This window comes from Hymenobacter defluvii (genome assembly GCF_017589435.1).
In the GTDB taxonomy this organism is placed as follows: Bacteria; Bacteroidota; Bacteroidia; order Cytophagales; family Hymenobacteraceae; genus Hymenobacter; species Hymenobacter profundi.
On the sequence record NZ_JAGETX010000002.1, the window covers coordinates 461,624 to 482,573 of the forward strand.

Sequence of the window (20,950 nt, forward strand, 5' to 3'; positions counted from 1 at the left end):
ACCAACCTACCCCTATGCGCCTACACCTCTACGCTTTTCTACCGGCCACCGCTTTCCTGCTGAGCTTGGGCCTTGGCCGGGCCGAGGCCCAAACCACGCCTAGCATCAGTCGGCCCAGCGCCACCATCACGGTGGCCGAAAACGCGGGTTCCGTCAGTATTCCGCTCACGATTACCAACCCCGGCGCGGCGGCTAGCACCGTGGAGGTGGCAGTACAGACGTTTGGGACGGCCACGGCCGGGCAGGATTTCACCTATGCGGCCACCCAAACCGTAACCTTTCCGGCGGGCGCCACCGGCACCCAGACGCTTACCATTCCGATTCTGGATGACGCTGCGGCCGAGGATGCGGAGTACTTTGTGGTGCGTCTGCAAAACCCGACCAACGCCACCGTGGCGGCGGCCTCGGCGGATATTCTGGTCTACATCCGCGACAACGACACGCCCGCGCCTACCCTCAATCGAGGGCTGACCCTCAGCCTGTTGCAGAGCTACCAAACGGCTACCCCATTTGAAGGCACAAAGCAAATCAACTCGGCCGAAATTGCGGCCTACGACCCTACCACCAAGCGCCTGTACGTGGCCAACTCCGTCGGGGGTAAGCTAGACATCCTGAATCTGGCTAACCCGGCGGCCATTGTGGCGGTAGCTTCTATCGATATCAAAGCTTATGGCGGCCTCAACTCGGTGGCCGTGCGCAACGGCGTAGTGGCCTGCGCTATTGAAAACACGAATCCGCAGGCCAACGGCAGCGTGGTGTTCTTCGATCAGAATGGCGCCTTTGTGAAGCAGGTGACCGTGGGCGCCATGCCCGATATGGTAACGTTCTCGCCCGACGGCCGCCTGGTGCTGACGGCCAACGAGGGTGAGCCCAAGGCCGACTACACCGCGGACCCCGAGGGTAGCGTGTCGGTTATCGACATCTCGGGCGGCGTGCCCGGCCTTGCGCAAACCAACGTGACGACTGTAGGCTTCACCAGCTATAACGACCAGGCCGCCCAGCTGCGCCAACAGGGCATCCGCATCTACGGTGGGCTGGCGGCGGCGCCCGCCACCGTGGCGCAAGACCTAGAGCCCGAGTATATTACGGTGAGTGCCGACTCGAAAACGGCTTACATCAGCCTCCAGGAAAACAACGCCATAGCGGTGCTAGACCTGACCACCAACCAGTTCACTGCCTTGCGCCCTGTGGGGTACCAAGACCACCGGCAAGCGGGTTTCAGCCTGGATGCTTCCGATCGTACTCAGGATATACTACTAGCCAACTGGCCCATCCGGGGCATGCGCCAGCCCGATGCCATTACCACGTTTGAGGTAGGTGGCACGCCCTACCTGCTGACGGCCAACGAGGGCGACGCCCGCGACTATTCCGCTTTCAGCGAACAAGTGCGTGTCAGTGCCAACTCCTACGTGCTCGACCCTACGGCTTTCCCCAACGCGGCGCTGCTCAAAAACGAAGCGGTGCTGGGTCGCCTGAACGTGACCAACAAGCTGGGCGACACCGACGGCGACGGCGACTTCGACGAAATCTACGCCTACGGGGGCCGCTCGTTCAGCATCTTCAACGCCAGCACCGGCGCGCTGGTGCACGACAGCGGCAACCTGCTGGAGCGCGTAACCAGCGCCGATGCCACCTACGGCGCCATTTTCAACGCCAGCAACAGCTACGGCGAAGCTCCTACCCGTAAGAACCGCTCCGACGACAAAGGCCCCGAACCGGAAGGCGTGACGACGGGCCGCATCGGGGATACCCTGTACGGTTTCGTGTCGCTGGAGCGCGTGGGCGGGGTAGCGGTGTTCAACCTGAACAACCCCGCCGCGCCCGTGCTGGAGCAGTACATCAACAACCGCAGCCTCACGGCCGGCACCGGCGACTTGGGCCCCGAGGGCATTGTGTTCGTGGCCGCCACCGACAGCCCCACGGGCCAGCCGATGCTGCTACTCGCCAACGAAGTCAGCAGCACGATTACGGCCTACGGCATCCAAACGGCCACGCCTACCCCTACGCGCGGGCCGTTGACCGCAACTGCGGCGCTGCAACTCTACCCCAACCCTACCCAGGGTAGCACTGTGCGTCTGAGCCGTGCCGTATCGGGCACGCTGTTAGACCTCACGGGCCGCCCCGTACGCACCCTCTCCGCCACCGACCGCCTCGAAACTACCGGTCTGGCGGGCGGCGTCTATACGCTACGCACCACCGATGGCGCCACCAGCAAGCTGGTGGTACGCTAGGCCAAGGCGTACATAATCAGCCACAACCAGAATGGCCCTTGCGCTAGCAGCGCAAGGGCCATTCTGGTTGTGGCTGATTATGTACGCCTTGGCCGCTACGCGGCCATCGTGCAGCCTACCCTACCGCTGATACACGCGCACGTAATCTACCTCGTAGCGGCTGGGTAGGGTAGTACCTTCGAGGGGGCCGCCGTTGTCGCCGCCCAGGGCTAGGTTCAATAAGATATAATGCGGCTGCATCATCGGGTTGCGGCCGGTGCCGTCCTGGTTTACGGTGGCCGTGAGCGGGGTTTCGTTGAGCAGCAGGTCGTCTACGTAGAGGCGAATGGCGTTGGCGTCCCAGTCCATGCGCCACACGTGGAATTTCTTGGCCCAATCGGGGTCAGGGAAGGAGTCGACGGCTTTGGTTTCGCTGTGCCACTTGGCGGTGTAGCGCTTGTCGGTGCCGGAGGCTACGTTGGCGAGAATCTTCCCTTTGTAGCACTCCATAATGTCGATTTCGCCGTTGGAAGGCCACTCGCCGGCCACGCCTAGGGTCCAGAACGCGGGCCATACACCAGAGCGCGCGTCAATGCGGCCGCGCATCTCGAAACGGCCGTACTGCCACTGGTGCCGGCCCTGCGTGTTCAGGCTGGCCGAGGTGTAGTCGATGGTAGGGCGGCTGGTTTTCCAATCGGTGCTACCCGGCTGGTAGGTAGGGTTGGGTCGGTTCTCCTCTCGAGCCTCTATAATGAGCATCCCGTTTTCCACGCGGGCGTTGTCGGGCTGGTACCATTGCAACTCGTGGTTGCGCACGAAGCCATTTTCGAACTGCCAGTTCTTAGGGTCAGGGCAGCCTGCGGTGTTAAACTCATCGGCCCACACCAGCCGCCAGCCATCTTGCGTAGCTGCCGGGGTAGGCGCCGTTGCCCCCAGCGACCAATGCGTAGCCGGCTGATTTGCGGAAGACGCTTCCGGCTGCCACTCCTTTATATAGACGGGCTGCGGGGGTAGGTTTTCCAGGGTTTCGCCGTCGCCCTGGCCGGTACGCTGCACGAATAGGTGCAACACGTGGCGGCGCTGCCACAGCTCGGTGTCGTAGCTGGGCTCCCAGTTGCCCACGCTGGTGGTGGTCAGGTCCGTGATGGCCCACTGGTTTTGCGTGAGGTCGGGGCAAGCGGCGACGGAGGCGCGGTCCTGGCGCTCAGCATCGCGGAACACGAGGTAGGCGGCGGTTTTCCCCTTTTTGGTTTCCACCAGCAGTTGCGGCCGCGAAATCGGAATCTTCTTGGTCCCTACCCCGCTCAGGCTGAACGGTGTGGTGCGCTGGCTGATCTGCTGCGATTTCCAGATGTTACCAGCCTTATAAATCAACTGGTACTGCGGTACTTGCGTACCCTGGGGCCGCCAGTAGGTAGCGATATAGGGCGTGCCGGCCGCATCGGTAGTGATAGTGGTTTGGTTGATCAGCTCGCTGTTCTGCGGAATGCGGGCTGCGTACTCGGCCGTGGCCTGGGTAATGGGTAGGCGGTAGGTTTCGCCGGTGCTGCGCTGCCAGGTTTTGCCCCCATCCAAAGAGCGGGCGTAGGCCATGTCGTGGTTGCTGGCCACGTTGGGGCTCTCCCGCCACACCCACGACAAATGGATGGCACCCTTGGCATCGATGCAGGCTTGCCAGTAGGCGTTGCGCCGTCCTTCGCCGTCAATTAAAACATCGTGCAGGCGGCGCCATTGCTGGGTTTTGGTGGAGTAGTAGTTCAGGGCCAGGTTGCCGTTGCCGGAGCTGCCGTCGCGGTACAGAAACAGCAGGTCGCCCGAGGGGAAACGATGAAACTCGGGGTAGGTCACGTTCTTCTCCCGGTCGCCGGTTATGGGCAGCAACTCGCTCATTTCCAGCGAGCCGGGCGCTTTGCTGCGGCAGTAGTGCAAGGGGTTGCCGTGGTGGTCAAAGGAGCAGTGCAGGTAGCCGCGCCCGTCTACCATGATGCTGATAACGTTGTGGGCGTCCTGCACCTTGCCCCGGTACTGCGTGCGCCGCACCTGCCACGGCCCGCGGGGTAGGCGGCGCTTGGCCAGCACCACGTAGCCCAGGGAGTCGTAGTAGGCGGTGTACTGCTCCCGGCCGTGAGTCACCACGGAGTTCTTGCGAAACACGGCGCCGTTCACGTTGTTTTTGGCCCAGCCCAAGCCTACGGGGGTTTGGGCGGGGGTGGCAAAAGGTAGCAGCAGGCTACTCAGCAGCAAGCAAACGGAAAACCGAAAAAGCATAAAAGAAAAGGGAATATCAGTGAGACGCCACGCCTCGGATTCGAATGGTACCGGGTGGGTCTGGTGGCACCCTCTTCAATCCCATAGATGTTGTTTGCACGTCAACCATCGTAGCAGTATCCGATGTAGCTGTAATTTTGATGTTGCCAATGGCAGCGCTGGCAATTCTCAAATCGGCTTCCGCTACCGGCATTCCATTCACTGAGTAGCTAATCGGGCCTGACAATAGCAGCCGTTTTCCTATATCGCTCAGCCTCAAACTCTTTGCTTTAAAAGAGTTTTTCTTTTTTAAGCTGATGTCAATAATACCGTTGGCCGTCAGGCTGCGAAGTTCCAAGGGAGCGTCAGCCCCTTTATAAATCACCAAGGTTTCTATTTCATTGGGGTTCACCTCCAATAACAACCCATTGATTATCAGATTATTATTCAGAATAATCAGTGGCTCCGCAATTGGATGCTCTGGTTGATGCGCTACTGCCTCTGACTTCCGCTTAGCCGAATCTGCTGCCGGAGCAGCCTGCCGAATTGTCGGGGCCGCTGACTGTGCAGCCGGTGTACGCGGCACAATAGGCGCAACGGGTGCCTGTTGTGCCCATCCTGGCTGGCTAGTAAACAGATAGGTGAGCAGCAGAAACGTAAGCCGTAGATAATGCATAGCGTTGTGCTTTAGAGGAATCCGATAGATTGTTTTCTAAGGAAAGCATTCCTGCTGATAATTATACCAAGAGCATTTAGGCCGTCATGCTGAGCGGAGCCGAAGCATCTCGTGTGCTGATGTGGGATACTATCTTTCATTAGCACGCGAGATGCTTCGGCTCCGCTCAGCATGACGGTTTCTCTATTCTACCTACCGCTGGCTTTCGGCGTTGCCTGCGAAGTAGCGCCTTTGCCGGCTTCGCTGCCATTGAGCAGGCGCAACGTGTAGGTATAGCTGTACTTCTTATCCAACAAGCGGTACTGCTCGTGGGGTAGGGCGCCCCAGCTGTCGTCGCCGCCTACACCACGCTGTTTCAGGTCGAGGTGAAGGTAGGTTTGCTGGTGGGGCGGCAAGTCGGTGGGGTGTTGCTGCTTTTTGGTGAGGCCGGGGTCCATGTCCTCGGCGCGGTAGGGTAGGGCGCTGAAGCACAGGGGCTGCTGCCCTTCTACCCGCAGGCCCTGGCCGGCGGCATCGGTGAGCGAGAACCAGCGCACATCGGTGTGGTAGCCGTTTTCCTGGGGCCGGATGTAACCCTGCACAAACTGCCCGGCCACTGAGTCCTGGTACGTACCCAGGAAGGTAGCGGTGTTGCGGTCCTGATAGTTTTCCCACGGCCCGCGGCCATAGTAGCGCAACTGGCGGTAGCGCTCCGGCAGCTCCAGGCGCATCCCGAAGCGGGGCAGCTCGGGCAACGCCTTGCCGGTCATGTCAATAGCGGCTGTCACCTGCACGGCGCCATCGGGACCGATGAGGTAGGAAACCGTGTAGGGTACGCCTACGGTCGTCAGCAGATACTCTACCTTAATGGGTAGGCCGGCGGCCGACTGCTCACCTACGGTCACGTTCTTCACCTCGCGGGCGGCGTGGGCCGTGCGCCACACGCCGAGCTGTTGGGGCATGCCGTTGCCGAAGTCATTGTCGGTGGGGGCACGCCAGAAGTAGGGCTCGGGGAAGCTGCCCAGCGTGCGCTGGTCGCCGCGACGGTAGTCGGTGAGGCGGCCCTGCTTGGTGTTGAACTCGCCGCGCACGTCGCCCGAGGTAAAGGTCAGCTTATCGCCGTCGCGCTGCACTTGCAGGGTGCCGGTGGTGGCTGGGGCAGCGGCGAAGTAGGTGGTGGCCGACGTTAATACAAATTGCTCGCGGGCTACCTCGTGGCCGGCCGGCAGTAGCGGCGCGGCGGCTTTGGTGGTGGCAAACACGTTCAGCACATACTCAGTGCCGGGCTCGGTTTTCAGCGAGAGTAGGCCCAGCTTCACCTCTTTCTGCCGACCAGCGGCCAGCTTGCCCACGGCAAAGGTGCCCGTTTTGGCCACCGCGCCGTTGCGCAGCAGCTCCCAGCGGAAGTTGTAGTCGTTCAGATCTTTAAAGGAGAAACCATTCAGCACCGTCACGCGACCGTTGGCGGGCTGGGCGGCCGAGAAGCGAATATCCTGGTACACTTTCTTCACTTCCAGCAAGCCGGGGTGCGGGGTGCGGTCGGCGGCAATCAGGCCGTTGGCGCAGAAGTTCTCATCGTTTTGCAGGAGCAAGCCGCCCAGGTCGCCGCCGTAGGCGTAGAAAATGCGGCCGTCGGCGGCGCGGGTTTGCAGGCCCTGGTCTACCCAGTCCCAGATAAAACCGCCCTGCATGTGTGGCGAGCTGCGGATCAAGTCCCAGTATTCCTGAAAGTTACCGTTGCTGTTGCCCATGGCGTGCGAGTATTCGCACATGATAAAGGGCCACTTCTTGTCGGTGGCCTCGGCGTAGGCCTTCATATGGTTCATGCGGGGGTACATGGGGCACACAATGTCGGTGTCCTCGTTTTCGCCGGCCTGCTCAAACTGCACCGGGCGTGAGGGGTCGCGCTGCTTGATCCACTTGTAGGCATCGTAGAACACGGGGCCGTTGCCGCACTCGTTGCCCATGCTCCAGATGATGACGGAGGGGTGGTTTTTATCACGCTCCACCAACCGCTCGATGCGGTCGAGGTGGGCGGGCGCCCACTCGGGCAGGTAGGCTGGGTGCTTGGTCTTGTCGAATCCGCCCTGCCACTCGGCGCCCATGCCGTGGGTTTCAATGTTGGCCTCGTCTACCAAATAGAAGCCCAGTTCGTCGCAGAGGCGGTACCACCGCTCGTCGTTGGGGTAGTGCGAGGTGCGCACGGCGTTGATGTTGTGCTGCTTCATCAAAGCCAAGTCCTTGCGCATCAGCTCATCCGTGACCACGCGGCCGGTGGTGGGTTCTAGCTCGTGGCGGTTCACGCCGTGCACTTCCACCGGGCGGCCATTCACCAGGAGCTGGGCGTTCTTAATTTCGACTTTGCGGAAGCCTACCTGGCAGCCCGTCACAGCCAAGACCTTACCCTGGGCATCTTCCAGCGTCAAGCGGCACTGGTAGAGGGTAGGCACTTCGGCCGACCACGGCCGCACGTTCTTCACCGTGCCGCTAAGCTTCACCGTTTCGGCGCCAGCGCCCACCGGCTGCTGCTGGCGCAGCACGGTTTTGCCGTTGCTGTCCAGAATTTCGGCCACGAGGCGAGCCGGAGTGCCGCTTGTCCCGCCGAAATTGCGCAGCGTGACATCGGCCGAGAACTGGCCGTTTTTATAGGTAGGGTCGAGGTCGGCGTGGGTGAAGAAGTCCCAGATGGTGTGCTGGGGTAGGCTGTAGAGGTACACGTCGCGGTCGAGGCCAGAGAGGCGCCAGAAATCCTGGTCTTCGAGGTAGGAGCCATCATGCCAGCGCGTGACTTGCACGGCCAGCGTGTTCTCGCCTTCTTTCAGGTACTTCGTGATATCGAACTCAGCCGGCGACTTGGCCACCTTGCTCATGCCCACGCGCTGGCCGTTCACATACACTACCGCGTAGCCCGAGATGGAGCCGAAGTTTAGCAGCACTTCCCTACCCGCCCACGCGGCTGGCACCGTGAAGGTGCGCCGGTAGCTGCCCACCGGGTTGCTGGGCCCACCAATGAAAGGCGGATTTTTGGGAAACGGGTAGGTGATGTTGGTGTAAATCGGCGTGCCGAAGCCCTTTATTTCCCAGTTAGACGGCACTGCAATGCTGGCCCAGCCTTTGTCGTCGAAGCCGGGCTGCTGGAACGTGGTAGGGCGCTCGGCGGGGCGAGGCACGTAGTTGAACTTCCACTGCCCGTTCAGCGACTGGTAGTAGGGCGAGCGGGCGTAGTCGTTGGCGGCCACGTCGGCGACCTTGTCGTACACCATGAAGCTGGCGTGGGGCTTCTCCTTGTTCTGCTCAAACACCCGCGGGTTTTCCCACTCGTTGGGGGTATTTTGGGCCGTGGCCGCGCCGCTGGTTAGGAGCAGGGCGGCCGTTAGAAAGTGAAAGTTGCGCATCGAATGGATGAGGTAAGCGAGGCAGATAGCGGCGTGGTTGGCACCGCGCAATAGGCCTCAGAAATGCATAGGCAATAGTACGCCACTCCCCGCGGAGCAACCGGGGGTATTTCAGGACAATGGCGGGGTGATATTCGTCGGGTGCAGTGGCCGGTAGCTTTTACCATGTGGCGAAGACACTGACCACAACCGCATTTAATCATCTGATTATCAACTCGCCTATTCTACCTCTGCCTCTCATTTACCCCTACCCTGCACCCGGATAACGACCAGCGAATAGGGCTGCGCTGTGTAAGCAAACGCTTTGCGCGCTTTGTAGCCTGACTTCTTAGGCAGTACCGTTTGCGGACTGGCCAAGGTGTTCTTCGCGTCCTTGTCGCCCGATAGCACGGTCAGCGTGGCGGCAGACGCCAGCCCTTTGAAAGAAGCCAGGTTAATTGGAAACGTTTGGGCCTGGGGGCTGGCGTTGATCAGCTTCAGAATCACGTCGCCGGTTTGGGCATCGCGCACGCAGGAGGCAGCCAGCGTCGTATCGGCGGCCGCACTGGAAGGAAGCGTGACTACCCCCTGATGGTATGTATTGCCCTGGTTGTGGCCGAAGAGTTGCTGCACGTAGTAGTTCACCGTGGGCACGATGGTGGTATTGGTGAAGTAAATCATGTCGGGGTTCCACTGCGTGTGGCCTTCCTTGGCCAGGAGCGGCGCGTAAGACGCCAGCTGTACCACGTCGCCGTTGCGCTCCAGGCTGGTCATGTAGGCGGCTTCGGCCAGGGCGTTGTACACTGTATTGCCCCACGAAGCGTATTCCCCCAGATACACCTTCGATTTGGCCCGGTCGTAGCGGTCGTAGCGCTGGTTGTTGGCCCAAAACCACTTCGGCTTTTCGTAGTAATGCTCGTCTACGAGCGGCACGTCGAGTTGATTGGCCAGCGCCCAGCCCAAGTCGTAATCTTCGCCCTTCGGTCCAGGCCCTACCGTGCCCACAATTTTCAGGTTGGGGTACTTGGCGTGCACCGCGTTGTAGAGCAGCGTGAAGCGGCTACGGAAATCGGGGGTAATCTTGTCTTCGTTGCCGATGCCCACATACTCCAGGTTGAAGGGGGCGGGGTGGCCGGCGGCGGCCCGTTTGGCGCCCCAGGGCGAGGTAACGGGGCCGTTGGCCCACTCCACGAGGTCGAGCACGTCCTGCACGTAGGCGTCCATCTCGCTGAGCGGAATGGCCTGCTGCCCGACGCTCCCAATGCGCCACGAGCCGCCCGAGTTCTGGCAGCTCACGCCGGCCGCCACCACGGGCAGCGGCTTGGCCCCAATGTCTTCGCAAAACTGAAAATACTCGAAGTAGCCCAGGCCCGCCGTTTGGTGGTAGTTCCAAATGTTGCGCTGGGCCACGCGCTGCTCCACCGGGCCAATCGTTTTCTTCCAGTCATACAGGTTATCCAGTCCGTCGCCGTGGGCCAGGCAGCCGCCCGGAAAGCGCACAAACTTTGGTTTGATATCGGCAATGGCCTGCGCCAGGTCAGGCCGCAGCCCGTTAGGATGGTTATGAAAGGTTTTCTGCGGAAACAGCGACACCATGTCGAGGTCGATAACGCCTTTGCCGGTGACCAGCACCACCAGCGTGGCCTTGTTCTCGGTAGTGCTGGGCGCGAGGGTAGCGCTGTACTGCTGCCAGTCCACCTTCTGCGCTGACAACGTGGTTTCGGCCAGCACCTGGTCTTTGGCGCCCCGCAGCTGCACCAGCAGCGGCACCGCCGCCCCCAATTTCACCCGCGCCCACATCGAAAAATCGTACTTCTCCCCGGCCCCCACTGGTATACCGTCGAAGCCGGTGTTCTTTAGCCCCAGTCCTTTCTGAAACGGGTTTTCCACGCGCAGGGTCGCGTAGTGGGGGTTGTTGGCGTGCAGAGGCGCCGCGCTTTCCACCGACACGCTGCCCATAGCGTAGCCTTCGTGCAGATACTCCCAGGCCGTGAGTGAGTTCCAGCCGTCATGGTCGCTCGGGGCGTACTCGAAGGAGCGGTTCTGCACCAGCTCGGCGTACAGTCCGCCATCGGCCGCGTAGTTGATGTCCTCGAAGAAGATACCGAACAAATCGGGGCTGATGGGCTTGCCGGCCGGCGCAGCCTGGCCCAGCGTGAGCAAGGGGGTAAGAACAGCCAGAATGGCCGCACAAACGCAGCGTACGGGAGTGGTCATCGGCAAGGGGTGGTTGGGTTATGGTAGGACTACGGTTGCATTACGAAGCCCCTGTGCGCCGGCGGCGTCACGCTCACGGTCACTTGTACAGCGCCGTCGGGGCTATCCACGCGGATGGGCTTGGCGATGGTAGTCAGGCCTAGTGGACCAAGAAAGGGTAGGAAGCACGTGAGGGCACGCCGGTAGTGAGAGGACATCAGGTGGGAATTTAGGGGAGCTTGTGACACCTTTCAGAATGAGTAAGGCTATAGCGGCGGCGTCTTATTGTATCGCTCCCCTCAAGTTACCGTTTATCTACGCAACGGTACATCTCGCTGGCAGCCAGCAGGAAAGCCCCTACCCCAAAGTTGGACGTAGAACTCTTATCAACCACCTGGCCGGGAATAGCCTTCTCGCCAATGGGCTGCACGTAGCCGATGGTGCCGTCGGGTTGCAGGGCAGTGGTGGTGAGGTACTGCCAGCCCCGCATGGCCGTGCGCAGGTACTCTTTCTTATCTAGCACGCCGTGGTTGATGCCCCACAGGTAGGCGAAGGTGTTGAAGGCCGTGCCGCTGGTTTCGGGGCCGGGGGCGTGCGCAGGGTCCAGGAGGCTGCGCGTCCAGTAGCCTTCGGGCTGCTGGGCTTGCTTGAGGGCGGCGGCCAGACCGCGGTACTTGCTCAGGTACTCGTCGCGGTGGGGGTCGGTGGCGGGTAGGTCTTGCAGCACGCGGGCCAGGCCGGCAAATACCCACCCGTCGCCGCGCGCCCAGAAGTCCTTTTTGCCGTTCGCCGATTTATGCTGGGGGTACACGTACTTGGCGTCGCGGTAGTAGAGGCCGGTTTCTTGGTCGTACATGATGCTGTTGGCGTAGCCGAAGTACTCATGCAACTTACTAAGGTACTGCGGGTTGTTGGTGATGGTATAGAGCTTGGTCATCACAGGCATCACCATGTAGAGGCCATCGGCCCACCACCAGTAGTCGTTTTGGGGGGTACTCATCTCGTACTCCATCACCTCGCGGGCGCGGGCAATGCGTATCGGGTCGGGCTTTAGCTTATACAGGTCGGCGTAGGTTTGAAAGCAGATCTGCCAGTCGCCAAACAGCACGTGGTCAGGTGTTTCGCCGTACTTGTACTTCCAGGTGGCACGGTCGTCGGAGGTAGCGCCTTTCCAGTGGTTGTGCTCGGCCCAGGTTTCCGAATACTGCCGGTATTTCTCGTTGTTGGTGACAGCATACGCCGCCATGTTGCCGGTATGGTAGGCGGCCACGTCCCAAAACGCCCGTTCCTGTGGCGGATGCGTGGCCTGCCAATGGTCATTCACCTTCGTGATGAGAGCCAGCACTTCGGCCTTTTTCGGCTGCGTGTATGAGGTGGCGGCCGTTTGGGAAGTAGTGCAGGCGGTGGGCAGCCCCAGCAGCAGGGTGGCGCCGAGCAGGTAGGTCGGAAGGCGGGTCATGGGGTGAAAGAGGGAGTTTGCAGAAAATAGTTGCCGCCCGCCGGTCGGACGCCTGCGGCGTCGGACCGGCGGACGACCTTTACGGCTGGTAGGGCTTGCCTAGCACCAGTTTGTTGCCCGATACATCCACCGCAAACAGGTGGGGCACACGGTGGTAGCGGCCGTTGATGTCCTGGTGGCTGTGCGCGGTCATCAGCAGCTTGCCATCCAGCGTGCGAAATAGCATGCCGTGGCCGTAGTTGGGCGGGGTGATGGGGTCTTTTTCCTGCACCCACGGGCCACCGAGGGTGCCGCTGGTGGAGTAGGCCACGCCCTGGGTGTACACGTCGTAGATCCAGCTGGTCCAGATCATGCCCAGGCGGCCGGTGCCGGTCCGGAACAGGTAGGGTCCGTCGGTTACCTTGTTGGGGCGAGCGGGGCCGGAACGCGGATTCTCGCGGCTCCAGGGCGAGTCGCTGGCCCGAAACAGTACCTTCCCCTCTCCTACCGTACCGCTCAGATCAGGCTTCAGCTGAATTTTCTCGATGGTGCCATTCTGGTTTTGCAGCCACTCGTGGCAGTATACCATGTAGGGCTTTTTGTCCTTATCTACCCACAGCGTAGCGTCGAGGGTAGGCTTGTTGGCGGGCAGGTAGGTGGCGTCGCCGCCGGGAACGGGCACGTAAGGGCCACCCGGCTGGTTGCTGACCAGCACGTGGCAGGCCCGGCGTTCAATCGGCGTACCCTGCACTGTATCAATCTTGACGGCTTGGTTGGTGAAGGTGGCAAAGTAGTAGTACTGGCCCTGGTACGGGTGGATTTCAGCGGCCCAGATCATCGGTTTCGGCCCCATCCAGGAAGCAGGATCAGGCTGGGCTACGGAATAGGGTCCCGACCAGCGCTTCATATCCGGGCTTTTCCAGAGCAGGCCGCCGGTGCCGGTCATGTAGTACTGCTTGGTCTTCGAGTCAGCGAGGATAAACGGGTCGCTCAGCCGGATAGAATCCAGCGGCACGTTCTGCCGGATGACTGGTTTTTTGGCCTGCTGCGCCTGCGCGGCGGTGGCCAGCAACATCAAGCTACATAGTATCAGGCGTATAGTAACTTTCATTGTCGTTTCTCTTTGTATAGTTGCTGCTGATACTGTGGGCCTTAACCCCACCCCCGGCCCCTCCCCTCCGGGAGAGGGGTGCCAGCCATCAGCAACAAAATCGTTGTGTTGCGTGGCACCCCTCTCCCGGAGGGGAGAGGCCGGGGGTGGGGTCAACGCTGCACCGGCTGAATGCCAGCGTGGGTAGGCGTCACGGGCTTGATGCTGCCGTCGGCGTTGAACTCCATCTTATCGATGCACACCTCGCGGTTGTAACCCGCAGCGTCGCCCATTTTGATGCCTTTGGGGTAGGTGAAGCGGTGGTAGACCAGGTACCACTCGTCGCGGCCGGGCACCTGAATGGTGCTGTTGTGGCCGGTGCCGTAGATACCCTGCACCGGGTCTTTAGTGATTACTAGGTTGTTGGCGGGCACCGTAATCTTGCCCAGCGGCGTGGTGGAGGTGCCGTAGCGCACCTGGTAGTTGGGCGAGCGGGTGTCGTCCTCGCTCCACATAAAGTAGTAGGTGCCGTTGCGGAAGAACACGTGAGCGCCCTCGCGGAAGGTGCGGTCGGGCGTCATCACCTGCGTGGTGCCGGGCTTCAGACTCACCAGGTCGTCGTTCAGCTCGGCGCCGGCCATGTAGCCGTTGCCCCAATACAGGTAGAGCTTGCCGCTCTGCGGGTCGCGGAACACGGCGGGGTCTATCTGCTGGCCGCCCTTCACGCCCTCAGGAAGTTGGTTGAGTAGCGGCTTGCCGGTGTCCTTGAACGGGCCGGTCGGGCTATCCGACAACGCTACCCCTATTTTGGCGCCCGCGCAGAAGTAGTAGGCGTAGCGGTAGCCGGTAGCGGTTTTCTGCTCGATAATGCAGGGTGCCCAGGCGTTTTTCTTCTCCCAGCTCACGTCCTTGGGCAAGTCTAGAATCACGCCTTCATCCTTCCAGTTCACCAGATCGGGCGAGGAAAAGGTCTTGAAGTAGGTGCCCGACCAGCCCGTAAAGCCGTCGGAGGTAGGGTAGAGGTAAAATTTGCCGGTTTTCTCGGAATGCAGGATGGCGGGGTCGGCGTAGTAGCCGTTCAGGGCAGGGTTGTGCGTTTCGGTGACGGACACCGCGTAGGTGCGCTGCTGGCCGCCCTGCCCTACGGTGTAGGTCACGGGACCCTTGGCGAAGTTCTGCGGGCCGCTGGGCTTCACCGTCAGCCCAAACGTGGTCAGCTGCGGATCAAACTGTTGCAGGCTGGCGCCCGGCATCGCCAGATACGCCACCTTGCCGGCCGCGCTGTCTACTACGGTGTTCTGCTGCCGGATGGCCTTGTTCTGGGCCGTACCAAACAGGTCGGCCGGCGTCAGCCAGCGGGCGGCCAGGCGGGTAGCTTCCTCGGTGGTGATGGGTAGCACGGTGCCGTGGCGAGGGTGGAAGTTCATCTTCACCTCGTCGTCAATCACCTTAAAGTTCTCAAAATCAGCAGTGCGCGTAAATTGGTAGCGACCCTTGCCGTACACGTCGTACATCAAGATGTAGTCGGTGCTGTTGTTGAGCTTGAAGGTGCCCGAGCCTTCCACGGCATCCTTGGTTTGCTGCACGTAGGGGTCACGCTGCTTATAGCCCTCGGTCAGCTTATCCGACACGGCCACTTTGATGCCGTTGCCCTGGCCTTCGGTCTTGAAGAAGAGGTAGTAATTGCCATCTTTCGCCACAATGTCGCCATCAATACAAGAGCCGTTGGTGGGTGAGAAAAACAGCTGTTTGGGCTCGCCTTCCAGGTCCGTAAAGTCCTTGTTGGCGTAGGCGTAGTAGATTTTGTCGGGCTCCGAGCCATACTGCAAGGAGAAGTACACCATATACTTCTTGGCCTTGGCGTCGTAGATGGTTTGCGGGGCCCACACCCGCTTCAGGTTTTCTTGGTTGGGATATTTCTTCTGAATGTTGACGACGCTGGATTTCCAGTTGATCAGGTCGTTGGACTTCAGCAGCACCATGCCCCGGTTGCTGCTCCAGCCCTTGGCCGACACCATATCGGTAGCCACCATGTAGAAGGTCTTGCCGTCGTGGCCGCGCAAAATGTGCGGGTCGCGCACGCCCCCGGTCTCGCTGATGGCCGCCGAGCTGACGATGGGCCTGTTGCCGTTGAGCGCGGTGTAGTGGTAGCCGTCCTGACTGAGCGCGAAGCGAATGGCTTCCTGCTTTTTGTCGTTGCCGGTGAAGTAGGCGAACAGGTAGGCAGTGGTTTTCGGTGGCTTGGCGGCGAGCTTCGCGGGGCCTACCAGCATAAGCACCAGCAACACCCCGGCCATGCGTCCGAAGGAGCGGTATTGACCGGTGCCGGCGTGGGTGGCACACCAGCGGCGAAATGTAGAAAGAGAGAACGTCATCATAGGGAAAGAAAAGTATCGAAGTGGGCGCAACGCAAAAGAGTCAAATTTTGGGAGGGTAGCCAGTGCGGGCCGCGCAAAGGCTAATTTGCCCCCCTTCTTTGACCGTTCCGCCGCTACTGTGGGGCCGCAGCGGCAAGATCTAATTGGCCGCTAGCTGATAGGCACGCCCTTTCTTGGCCTCGAATACCAGCACATAGCCACGGGCATCGTGGGTAGGGGCGGCCCGTACGCCCTTGATGCGAAAGGGCCGGGCGGCCCGCACCGCACACCGCCCCCCGGCCAGCGCCGCAAGGGTAGCGGTGTGCAGTTGGCCGTGTTGCCAGGCCATACCCACCTCGAAGCCGCCGCGGGCGCGCAGCCCCCGCACCTGGCCCGTATTCCAGGCCGCGGGTAGGGCGGGCAGCAACTCGATTTCGCCCAGGTGGCTTTGCAGCAACAGCTCGGCCATGCCCGCCGTGCCCGCAAAGTTGCCGTCAATCTGAAAGGGCGGGTGGGCATCGAACAGGTTGGGGTAGGTGCCTCCGGCGCCCCTACCCTTGGCGGGCATGTAGCGCAACAGCTGCCGGATGAGCGTGTAGGCATGGTCGCCGTCGCGGAGGCGGGCCCACCAGTTTATTTTCCAGGCCTTGCTCCAGCCCGTGCCCTCGTCGCCACGGATTTCCAGCGTCTTGCGGGCCGCCCGAAACAGCTCGGGCGTTTGGGCTTCCGACAACTGCCGGCCAGGGTGCAGCCCAAACAGGTGCGACACGTGGCGGTGTTGCGGATCAGTTTCAACGAAGTCGCGGTACCACTCCAGCAGCTGGCCCTGCTGGCCCACGCGCGGCGGGTACAGTCGCGCCCGACTGGCTAGCAGCTGGTTGCGCAGCTCTGCATCTACGCCCAGCACCTGCGAGGCCTCGATAACGTTGGTGAACAAATCCCAGATAATGGCCATGTCCATGGTAGTGGCCACCGACACGCTCTGCGGCTTGCCGTTCTGGTCTTTGAACAGGTTTTCGGGGGAGGTGGAGGGGGCCGTCACGAGGTAGCCGTCGGGGCCTTCTACCAGCCAATCGACGCTGAATAGAGCGGCTTGCTTCATCAGAGGGTAGGCCTGCTCGGCTAGGTAGCGCTTGTCTTGGGTGAAGGCGTAATGCTCCCACAAGTGCTGGCTCAGCCAGTTGCCGCCCATGGCCCAGTTGGCCCACACCGGGTCGCCGTGGCCTACGTCGCCCACGGGGCTGGTGGTGGCCCAGATGTCGGAGTTGTGGTGTGCTACCCAGCCTCGGGCGCCGTAAAACTCGCGGGCCGTGTGGGTGCCGGCCTTTGCCAGATCGTGCAGCCAGCGCAGCAACGGTTCGTGCAGCTCGCTCAGGTTGGTCACCTCAGCGGGCCAGTAATTCATTTGGGTGTTGATGTTAATGGTGTAGTTGGAACTCCAGGGCGGGCGCAGTTCCCGGTTCCAGATGCCTTGCAGGTTGGCCGGCGGCCCACCCGGCCGCGACGACGCCAGCAGCAGGTAGCGCCCGTACTGGAAATACAGCGTTTCCAGAGCCGGATCGTAGGCGCCGCGGGCGTAGGCTTGCAACCGCTCGTCGGTGGGTAGGGCCGGGGCGGGGTGCCCGGTGGTGTCGGCCACGACCAGCGCCACGCGGCCGAAGTAGCGCTGCACGTCGGCCACATGGGCCCGCTGCAATGCCCCAAACGACTTGCTCGCTGCCCGTTGCATGTTTTCCACCGCCAAGGCTTTCTCGTCACGGCCTTCCTGGTCGGGGCATTTGTCGAAGCCATTGAAGCTGGTGGCCGCCACCACGTAGAGCACTACTTCGTTGGCCTGCTCAATGTGCAGCCCCGCCGGACCAGCCGATACGCGCCCGCCCGGCGCTACGGCCCGCACGCGGTACTGAAACCGCATGCCCCGGCAGCCGCTGGTATCGGCGTACACAATGTGCTCCCGGTCTTTGGGGTTGTAGTAGTTCGGGTCGACGTGCGCAGGGGCTTTGCCGCTCACCACCAATTCCTGGCCTTGCTCCACGGCCCAGCTGTGGTGCAGCGGGCTGTTGGCGGCTATATCCAGCGTGAGAACGTGGGCCCGGCTGGCCCGCAGGCGCACCAGCAGCACCTTATTCGGCGCCGAGACCAGCACCTCGCGGGTGTACTCTACCCCGCCCACGGTGAAGCGCGTAGTGGCCGTGGCCGATGGTAAATCCAGCTCCCGGCGGTAAGCGGTGGGGGCGGCGCCGCCCAGGTCCTGCTGCAACACCAGGTCGCCCAGCGGCAGGTACGATTCGGTGAACAGGCCCTGCATGTGCCGCACCAGTTCGTCGGCCTTGCCATAATCTTGCTCGCGCAGCAAGGCCTCGCGCACCTGCGGCAGGTAGGAAGCCGCCTGCGGGTTAACGCTGGCCGGCACAGGACCGCCGCTATATAAAGTGCTTTCATTCAGCTGAATCAACTCTTTCTCCACACCACCAAACACCATGGCCCCTACCCGGCCATTGCCTACGGGCAAGGCTTCTACCCACTCCGTGGCCGGCTTGCTGTACCACAGCTTCAGGTCGGCGGGGGCGCGCTGGCTCTTGAGAGTCTTAGCGGTAGCCGGATTGCCATAGGGGTGCCCTTCCTGACTGCGTACGGCGGGGGTGGTAGCAGCGGCTGGCAGCGCCAGCAGCCCCCACAAAACCAACAGACAGAGAGAGTATTTCATCAGGAGAATATCAAGCGAGAAGATAAATAACACAGCACGCAGGGGCCGGGCTGGCAACAGTTCCGCCCCGACCGCCTACCCTCCAAACGGCATAGGGAGGCAACGCCCTGCAAGAGGTTCGGTAAGTTATAGCTTCACAGTTAGCTTCTTGCCCGCATAGCGCACTTCCTTGGCGGGCTCGGTACCCTCGCCTATTCCAGTACCATGCTGCTCATCTACCAGCATCACCCGGAAGGTGCGCTCCTGCGCCATGCCCGGAAACGAACCAGCGCGGTTTTCTACTGTCAGCTGCCGGGCCTTGTCGTTCCAGCGCATTTGGATGGTAGCGTAGGCTCCTTTTTCGTAATTGTAGTTGTCGTTTTCGTCTTCGTAGAGCATGAATTCGCCATTGGCACCCGGATACACGCGGATTTCCAGGGGCGCGTCGGGCTTCTCGCCGGTGTACTGTTGCAGCGGCCCCAGGGGCAGCACGGCGCCGGCGCGCACGTAGAGCGGCATCAGGTCGATGGGGGTGGCACGCTGCACGGTTTGCCCGCCGTTGTGGCGCTTGCCCGTCCAGAAATCCACCCAGCTCGTGCCGGCCGGCAGGTATACCTCGGTGGTTTTCGTTTGCGAGAAATCGGGTGGCACGGGCTGGTTCTTGTCGGGCCGGTTTACGTACTGCGCCTCCACTACGGGCCTCACCAGCAGGGCCGGGCCAAACATGTACTCCGAGCTCATGTCCGTCACCTTCGGGTCGGTGGGGAAATCCATTAGCAAGGCTCGCATCAGCGTGCTGGCGCGGCTGGTTACGCCCCAGGCATTAGCGTAGAGGTAGGGCTGCAAGCGGTAGCGCAGGTCGATGAACTTTTTTTGCGCATCAAACGCCCAGCTGCCTTTCTCGCCGAACTGATAAATCTCGCGGGGCGTGTACTCGCCGTGGGCGCGCATCATGGGCGTGAAGGCCGCAAACTGCTGCCAGCGCGTAAACAGCTCCTGAAACGCCGGGTCCTTCACGCCCTTGGGGTAGTCGCCGGAGGGGAAAAAGCCGCCGATGTCGCTGTTCCAGTACGGGAAGCCGGCCAGGCTCAGGCTGAGCGCGGCGGCCGGCTGCTTGGCCAGCACATCCCAGCGCGAGTTCACATCACCCGACCACACCATGGTGGCGTTGCGCTGCTGCCCGGCAAAGGCCGAGCGCGTGAGAATGAACACGCGCTTGGCCTCGCTGGTCTCGCGCTGATGCTTGTACACGCCCGTGGTGCTCATGAGGGGGTAGGCGTTGCGCACTCGCCGGAAGCTGCCCAGGGCGGTTTCGTTGTCGTCGTCGGTATCGAAGGGGGTGAGCTGATCGGGTTCGGTGGCATCGAGCCACCAGCCATCCATATCCAGCCGGAAGATGTTCTTGTTCAGGTAGCTCCAGTAGATGTCGCGGGCGGCGGGGTCGAAGGCGTCGTAGACTTTCACGTGGGGCGTGCGCGGCCAGGTGATGAAGTCGAAGAGCATGTCCTTGGCGGCAAACTCCTGGTAGGCCTTGGTCTTTTTGCCGAACGAGGGCCACACCGAAATAATCTGGTGGGCATTGAGCTTGTGCACCTCATCTACCATGCCCTGCGGATTGGGGAAGCGCGGGTTGCCGAACTCCGTGGAGTTCCAGTAGTCGTTGTCTTCGCTCCAATACTGCCAGTCCTGCACAATGCCATCGAGGGGCACGCCCAGGGCGCGGTACTTCTTCACCACGTCCACCGTCTCCTCCTGGCTCCGGTAGCGCTCCTTGCTTTGCCAGAAGCCCAGCGTCCAGCGCGGAAACATAGGGGCTTGTCCGGTGAGGTGGCGGTATTGTGCCACCACGCCATCGGCCGTGCCGTTGCCGTTCAGCAGGTAGTAATCGGCGCAGTCGCCCACCTCCGAATCGAATAATGTACCCTGCTCATTGTCAGCAAACTGGGTGGTGGAGTAGTTGTCCCAGAACACGCCGTAGCCCTTGCCTGAGTGCAGCACCGGCACAGCAATGTCGAGGTTGCGCTGTTTCAGCAGCACCTTCTGGCCTCGGTAATTGAGGTGCCCGTCCTGGTGCTGGCCCAACCCGTACACCGCCTCGTTGGGCGCCAACTGAAACAGCTGCCGCACGCGGTAAGTAGCGGCACCCAGATCCTGCTTGCCCGTGAAGCGCGAGCCGTAGGCTTTCTCGCTGATCAGCGGCTGCCCCTTGGCCGTGAGAAAGCGCACCTGCCCGGTGTTGGGGTCGATGCGCACCTCGGTACTGGCGCTGCTCAGGCTGATGAGGCCGTTTTTGCTGCTGTATTTCAGTTTGCCCGGCGCGGGCGTTTGTATCACTACCAGACTCTTGCGCTCGTTTTCCTTGCCCTTCGGAAACTTCACCACCCGCACAATGTCGGGGCTGTAGAATTGCACCCGCACCGTGAGCGAGTCGGTGGAAAGTTGCAGGCCGGTGGCGGTTTTCTGGTATTGCTGGGCGTGGGCAGCGGGCACTAGCAGCAGGCAGAGCGCCGCCGAAAACAGAGGGTGTAGAGTGGATGTAGTCAACGGAAAGATAGGTTGAATGTATGTCAGAATAGTAGTTCGTGTAAAGCGGTGTGTAGAGACGCATACTTGCGTCTTGTCGTCCGCGCCGCATTGCCGATGTCGTTCAACGATGAGACGCAAGTATGCGTCTCTACACCGCTACCCAAGGTATTA

11 protein-coding genes and 1 pseudogene are annotated in these 20,950 nt (G+C 61.4%); 1 reads left to right on the plus strand and 11 read right to left on the minus strand.

Features of this window, described 5'->3' with window-relative positions; genetic code table 11:
* Positions 1–14 precede the first annotated feature (14 nt).
* Positions 15–2,231, plus strand: coding sequence for a choice-of-anchor I family protein (locus J4D97_RS06085; protein ID WP_208306798.1), 2,217 nt, complete (start codon positions 15–17; stop codon positions 2,229–2,231).
* Between the two features lie 120 nt (positions 2,232–2,351).
* On the opposite strand, the gene J4D97_RS23950 is transcribed toward J4D97_RS06085, so the two are convergent.
* From J4D97_RS23950 to J4D97_RS06140, 11 genes and pseudogenes are all read right to left on the minus strand, one after another.
* Complete coding sequence (locus J4D97_RS23950; protein WP_243900191.1) at positions 2,352–3,146, minus strand: glycoside hydrolase family 16 protein; 795 nt, start codon at positions 3,144–3,146, stop codon at positions 2,352–2,354.
* Positions 3,147–3,548: 402 nt separating this feature from the next.
* Positions 3,549–4,478: pseudogene (locus tag J4D97_RS23955) on the minus strand (BNR repeat-containing protein); the annotation flags it as partial.
* Positions 4,479–4,494: 16 nt separating this feature from the next.
* Positions 4,495–5,133 (minus strand): hypothetical protein, encoded by a 639-nt coding sequence (locus J4D97_RS06100; RefSeq protein WP_208306799.1) that lies wholly within the window; start codon positions 5,131–5,133, stop codon positions 4,495–4,497.
* Positions 5,134–5,321: 188 nt separating this feature from the next.
* On the minus strand, positions 5,322–8,507 hold the full coding sequence (locus J4D97_RS06105) for a glycoside hydrolase family 2 TIM barrel-domain containing protein (RefSeq protein WP_208306800.1): 3,186 nt from the start codon (positions 8,505–8,507) through the stop codon (positions 5,322–5,324).
* 237 nt (positions 8,508–8,744) lie between these two features.
* A complete protein-coding gene (locus tag J4D97_RS06110) occupies positions 8,745–10,703 on the minus strand; it encodes an alpha-L-arabinofuranosidase C-terminal domain-containing protein (RefSeq protein WP_208306801.1) in 1,959 nt (652 codons plus the stop codon).
* Positions 10,704–10,732: 29 nt separating this feature from the next.
* Positions 10,733–10,900, minus strand: coding sequence for a hypothetical protein (locus J4D97_RS06115; protein WP_208306802.1), 168 nt, complete (start codon positions 10,898–10,900; stop codon positions 10,733–10,735).
* Between the two features lie 86 nt (positions 10,901–10,986).
* Positions 10,987–12,141: a glycoside hydrolase family 88/105 protein gene (locus J4D97_RS06120; RefSeq protein WP_208306803.1), complete on the minus strand. Its 1,155-nt coding sequence runs from the start codon at positions 12,139–12,141 to the stop codon at positions 10,987–10,989.
* Between the two features lie 79 nt (positions 12,142–12,220).
* Positions 12,221–13,231, minus strand: a complete 1,011-nt coding sequence (locus tag J4D97_RS06125; protein ID WP_208306804.1) for a glycoside hydrolase family 43 protein — start codon at positions 13,229–13,231, stop codon at positions 12,221–12,223.
* A 152-nt stretch (positions 13,232–13,383) separates the two neighbouring features.
* Positions 13,384–15,588 carry a family 43 glycosylhydrolase gene (locus tag J4D97_RS06130; RefSeq protein ID WP_243900167.1) on the minus strand — a complete coding sequence of 735 codons (2,205 nt, stop codon included), beginning with the start codon at positions 15,586–15,588 and terminating at the stop codon, positions 13,384–13,386.
* A 139-nt stretch (positions 15,589–15,727) separates the two neighbouring features.
* Positions 15,728–18,274, minus strand: coding sequence for a glycoside hydrolase family 95 protein (locus tag J4D97_RS06135; RefSeq protein WP_208306805.1), 2,547 nt, complete (start codon positions 18,272–18,274; stop codon positions 15,728–15,730).
* A 126-nt stretch (positions 18,275–18,400) separates the two neighbouring features.
* Positions 18,401–20,797: a TIM-barrel domain-containing protein gene (locus J4D97_RS06140; RefSeq protein ID WP_208306806.1), complete on the minus strand. Its 2,397-nt coding sequence runs from the start codon at positions 20,795–20,797 to the stop codon at positions 18,401–18,403.
* Positions 20,798–20,950: the final 153 nt, after the last annotated feature.

Bases quoted from the DNA above. Each gene is read 5' to 3' on its own strand.
- J4D97_RS06085 (WP_208306798.1), top strand. From the start codon at position 15: ATGCGCCTACACCTCTACGCTTTTCTACCGGCCACCGCTTTCCTGCTG.
- J4D97_RS06100 (WP_208306799.1), bottom strand. From the start codon at position 5,133: ATGCATTATCTACGGCTTACGTTTCTGCTGCTCACCTATCTGTTTACT.
- J4D97_RS06105 (WP_208306800.1), bottom strand. From the start codon at position 8,507: ATGCGCAACTTTCACTTTCTAACGGCCGCCCTGCTCCTAACCAGCGGC.
- J4D97_RS06110 (WP_208306801.1), bottom strand. From the start codon at position 10,703: ATGACCACTCCCGTACGCTGCGTTTGTGCGGCCATTCTGGCTGTTCTT.
- J4D97_RS06115 (WP_208306802.1), bottom strand. From the start codon at position 10,900: ATGTCCTCTCACTACCGGCGTGCCCTCACGTGCTTCCTACCCTTTCTT.
- J4D97_RS06120 (WP_208306803.1), bottom strand. From the start codon at position 12,141: ATGACCCGCCTTCCGACCTACCTGCTCGGCGCCACCCTGCTGCTGGGG.
- J4D97_RS06125 (WP_208306804.1), bottom strand. From the start codon at position 13,231: ATGAAAGTTACTATACGCCTGATACTATGTAGCTTGATGTTGCTGGCC.
- J4D97_RS06130 (WP_243900167.1), bottom strand. From the start codon at position 15,588: ATGATGACGTTCTCTCTTTCTACATTTCGCCGCTGGTGTGCCACCCAC.
- J4D97_RS06135 (WP_208306805.1), bottom strand. From the start codon at position 18,274: ATGAAATACTCTCTCTGTCTGTTGGTTTTGTGGGGGCTGCTGGCGCTG.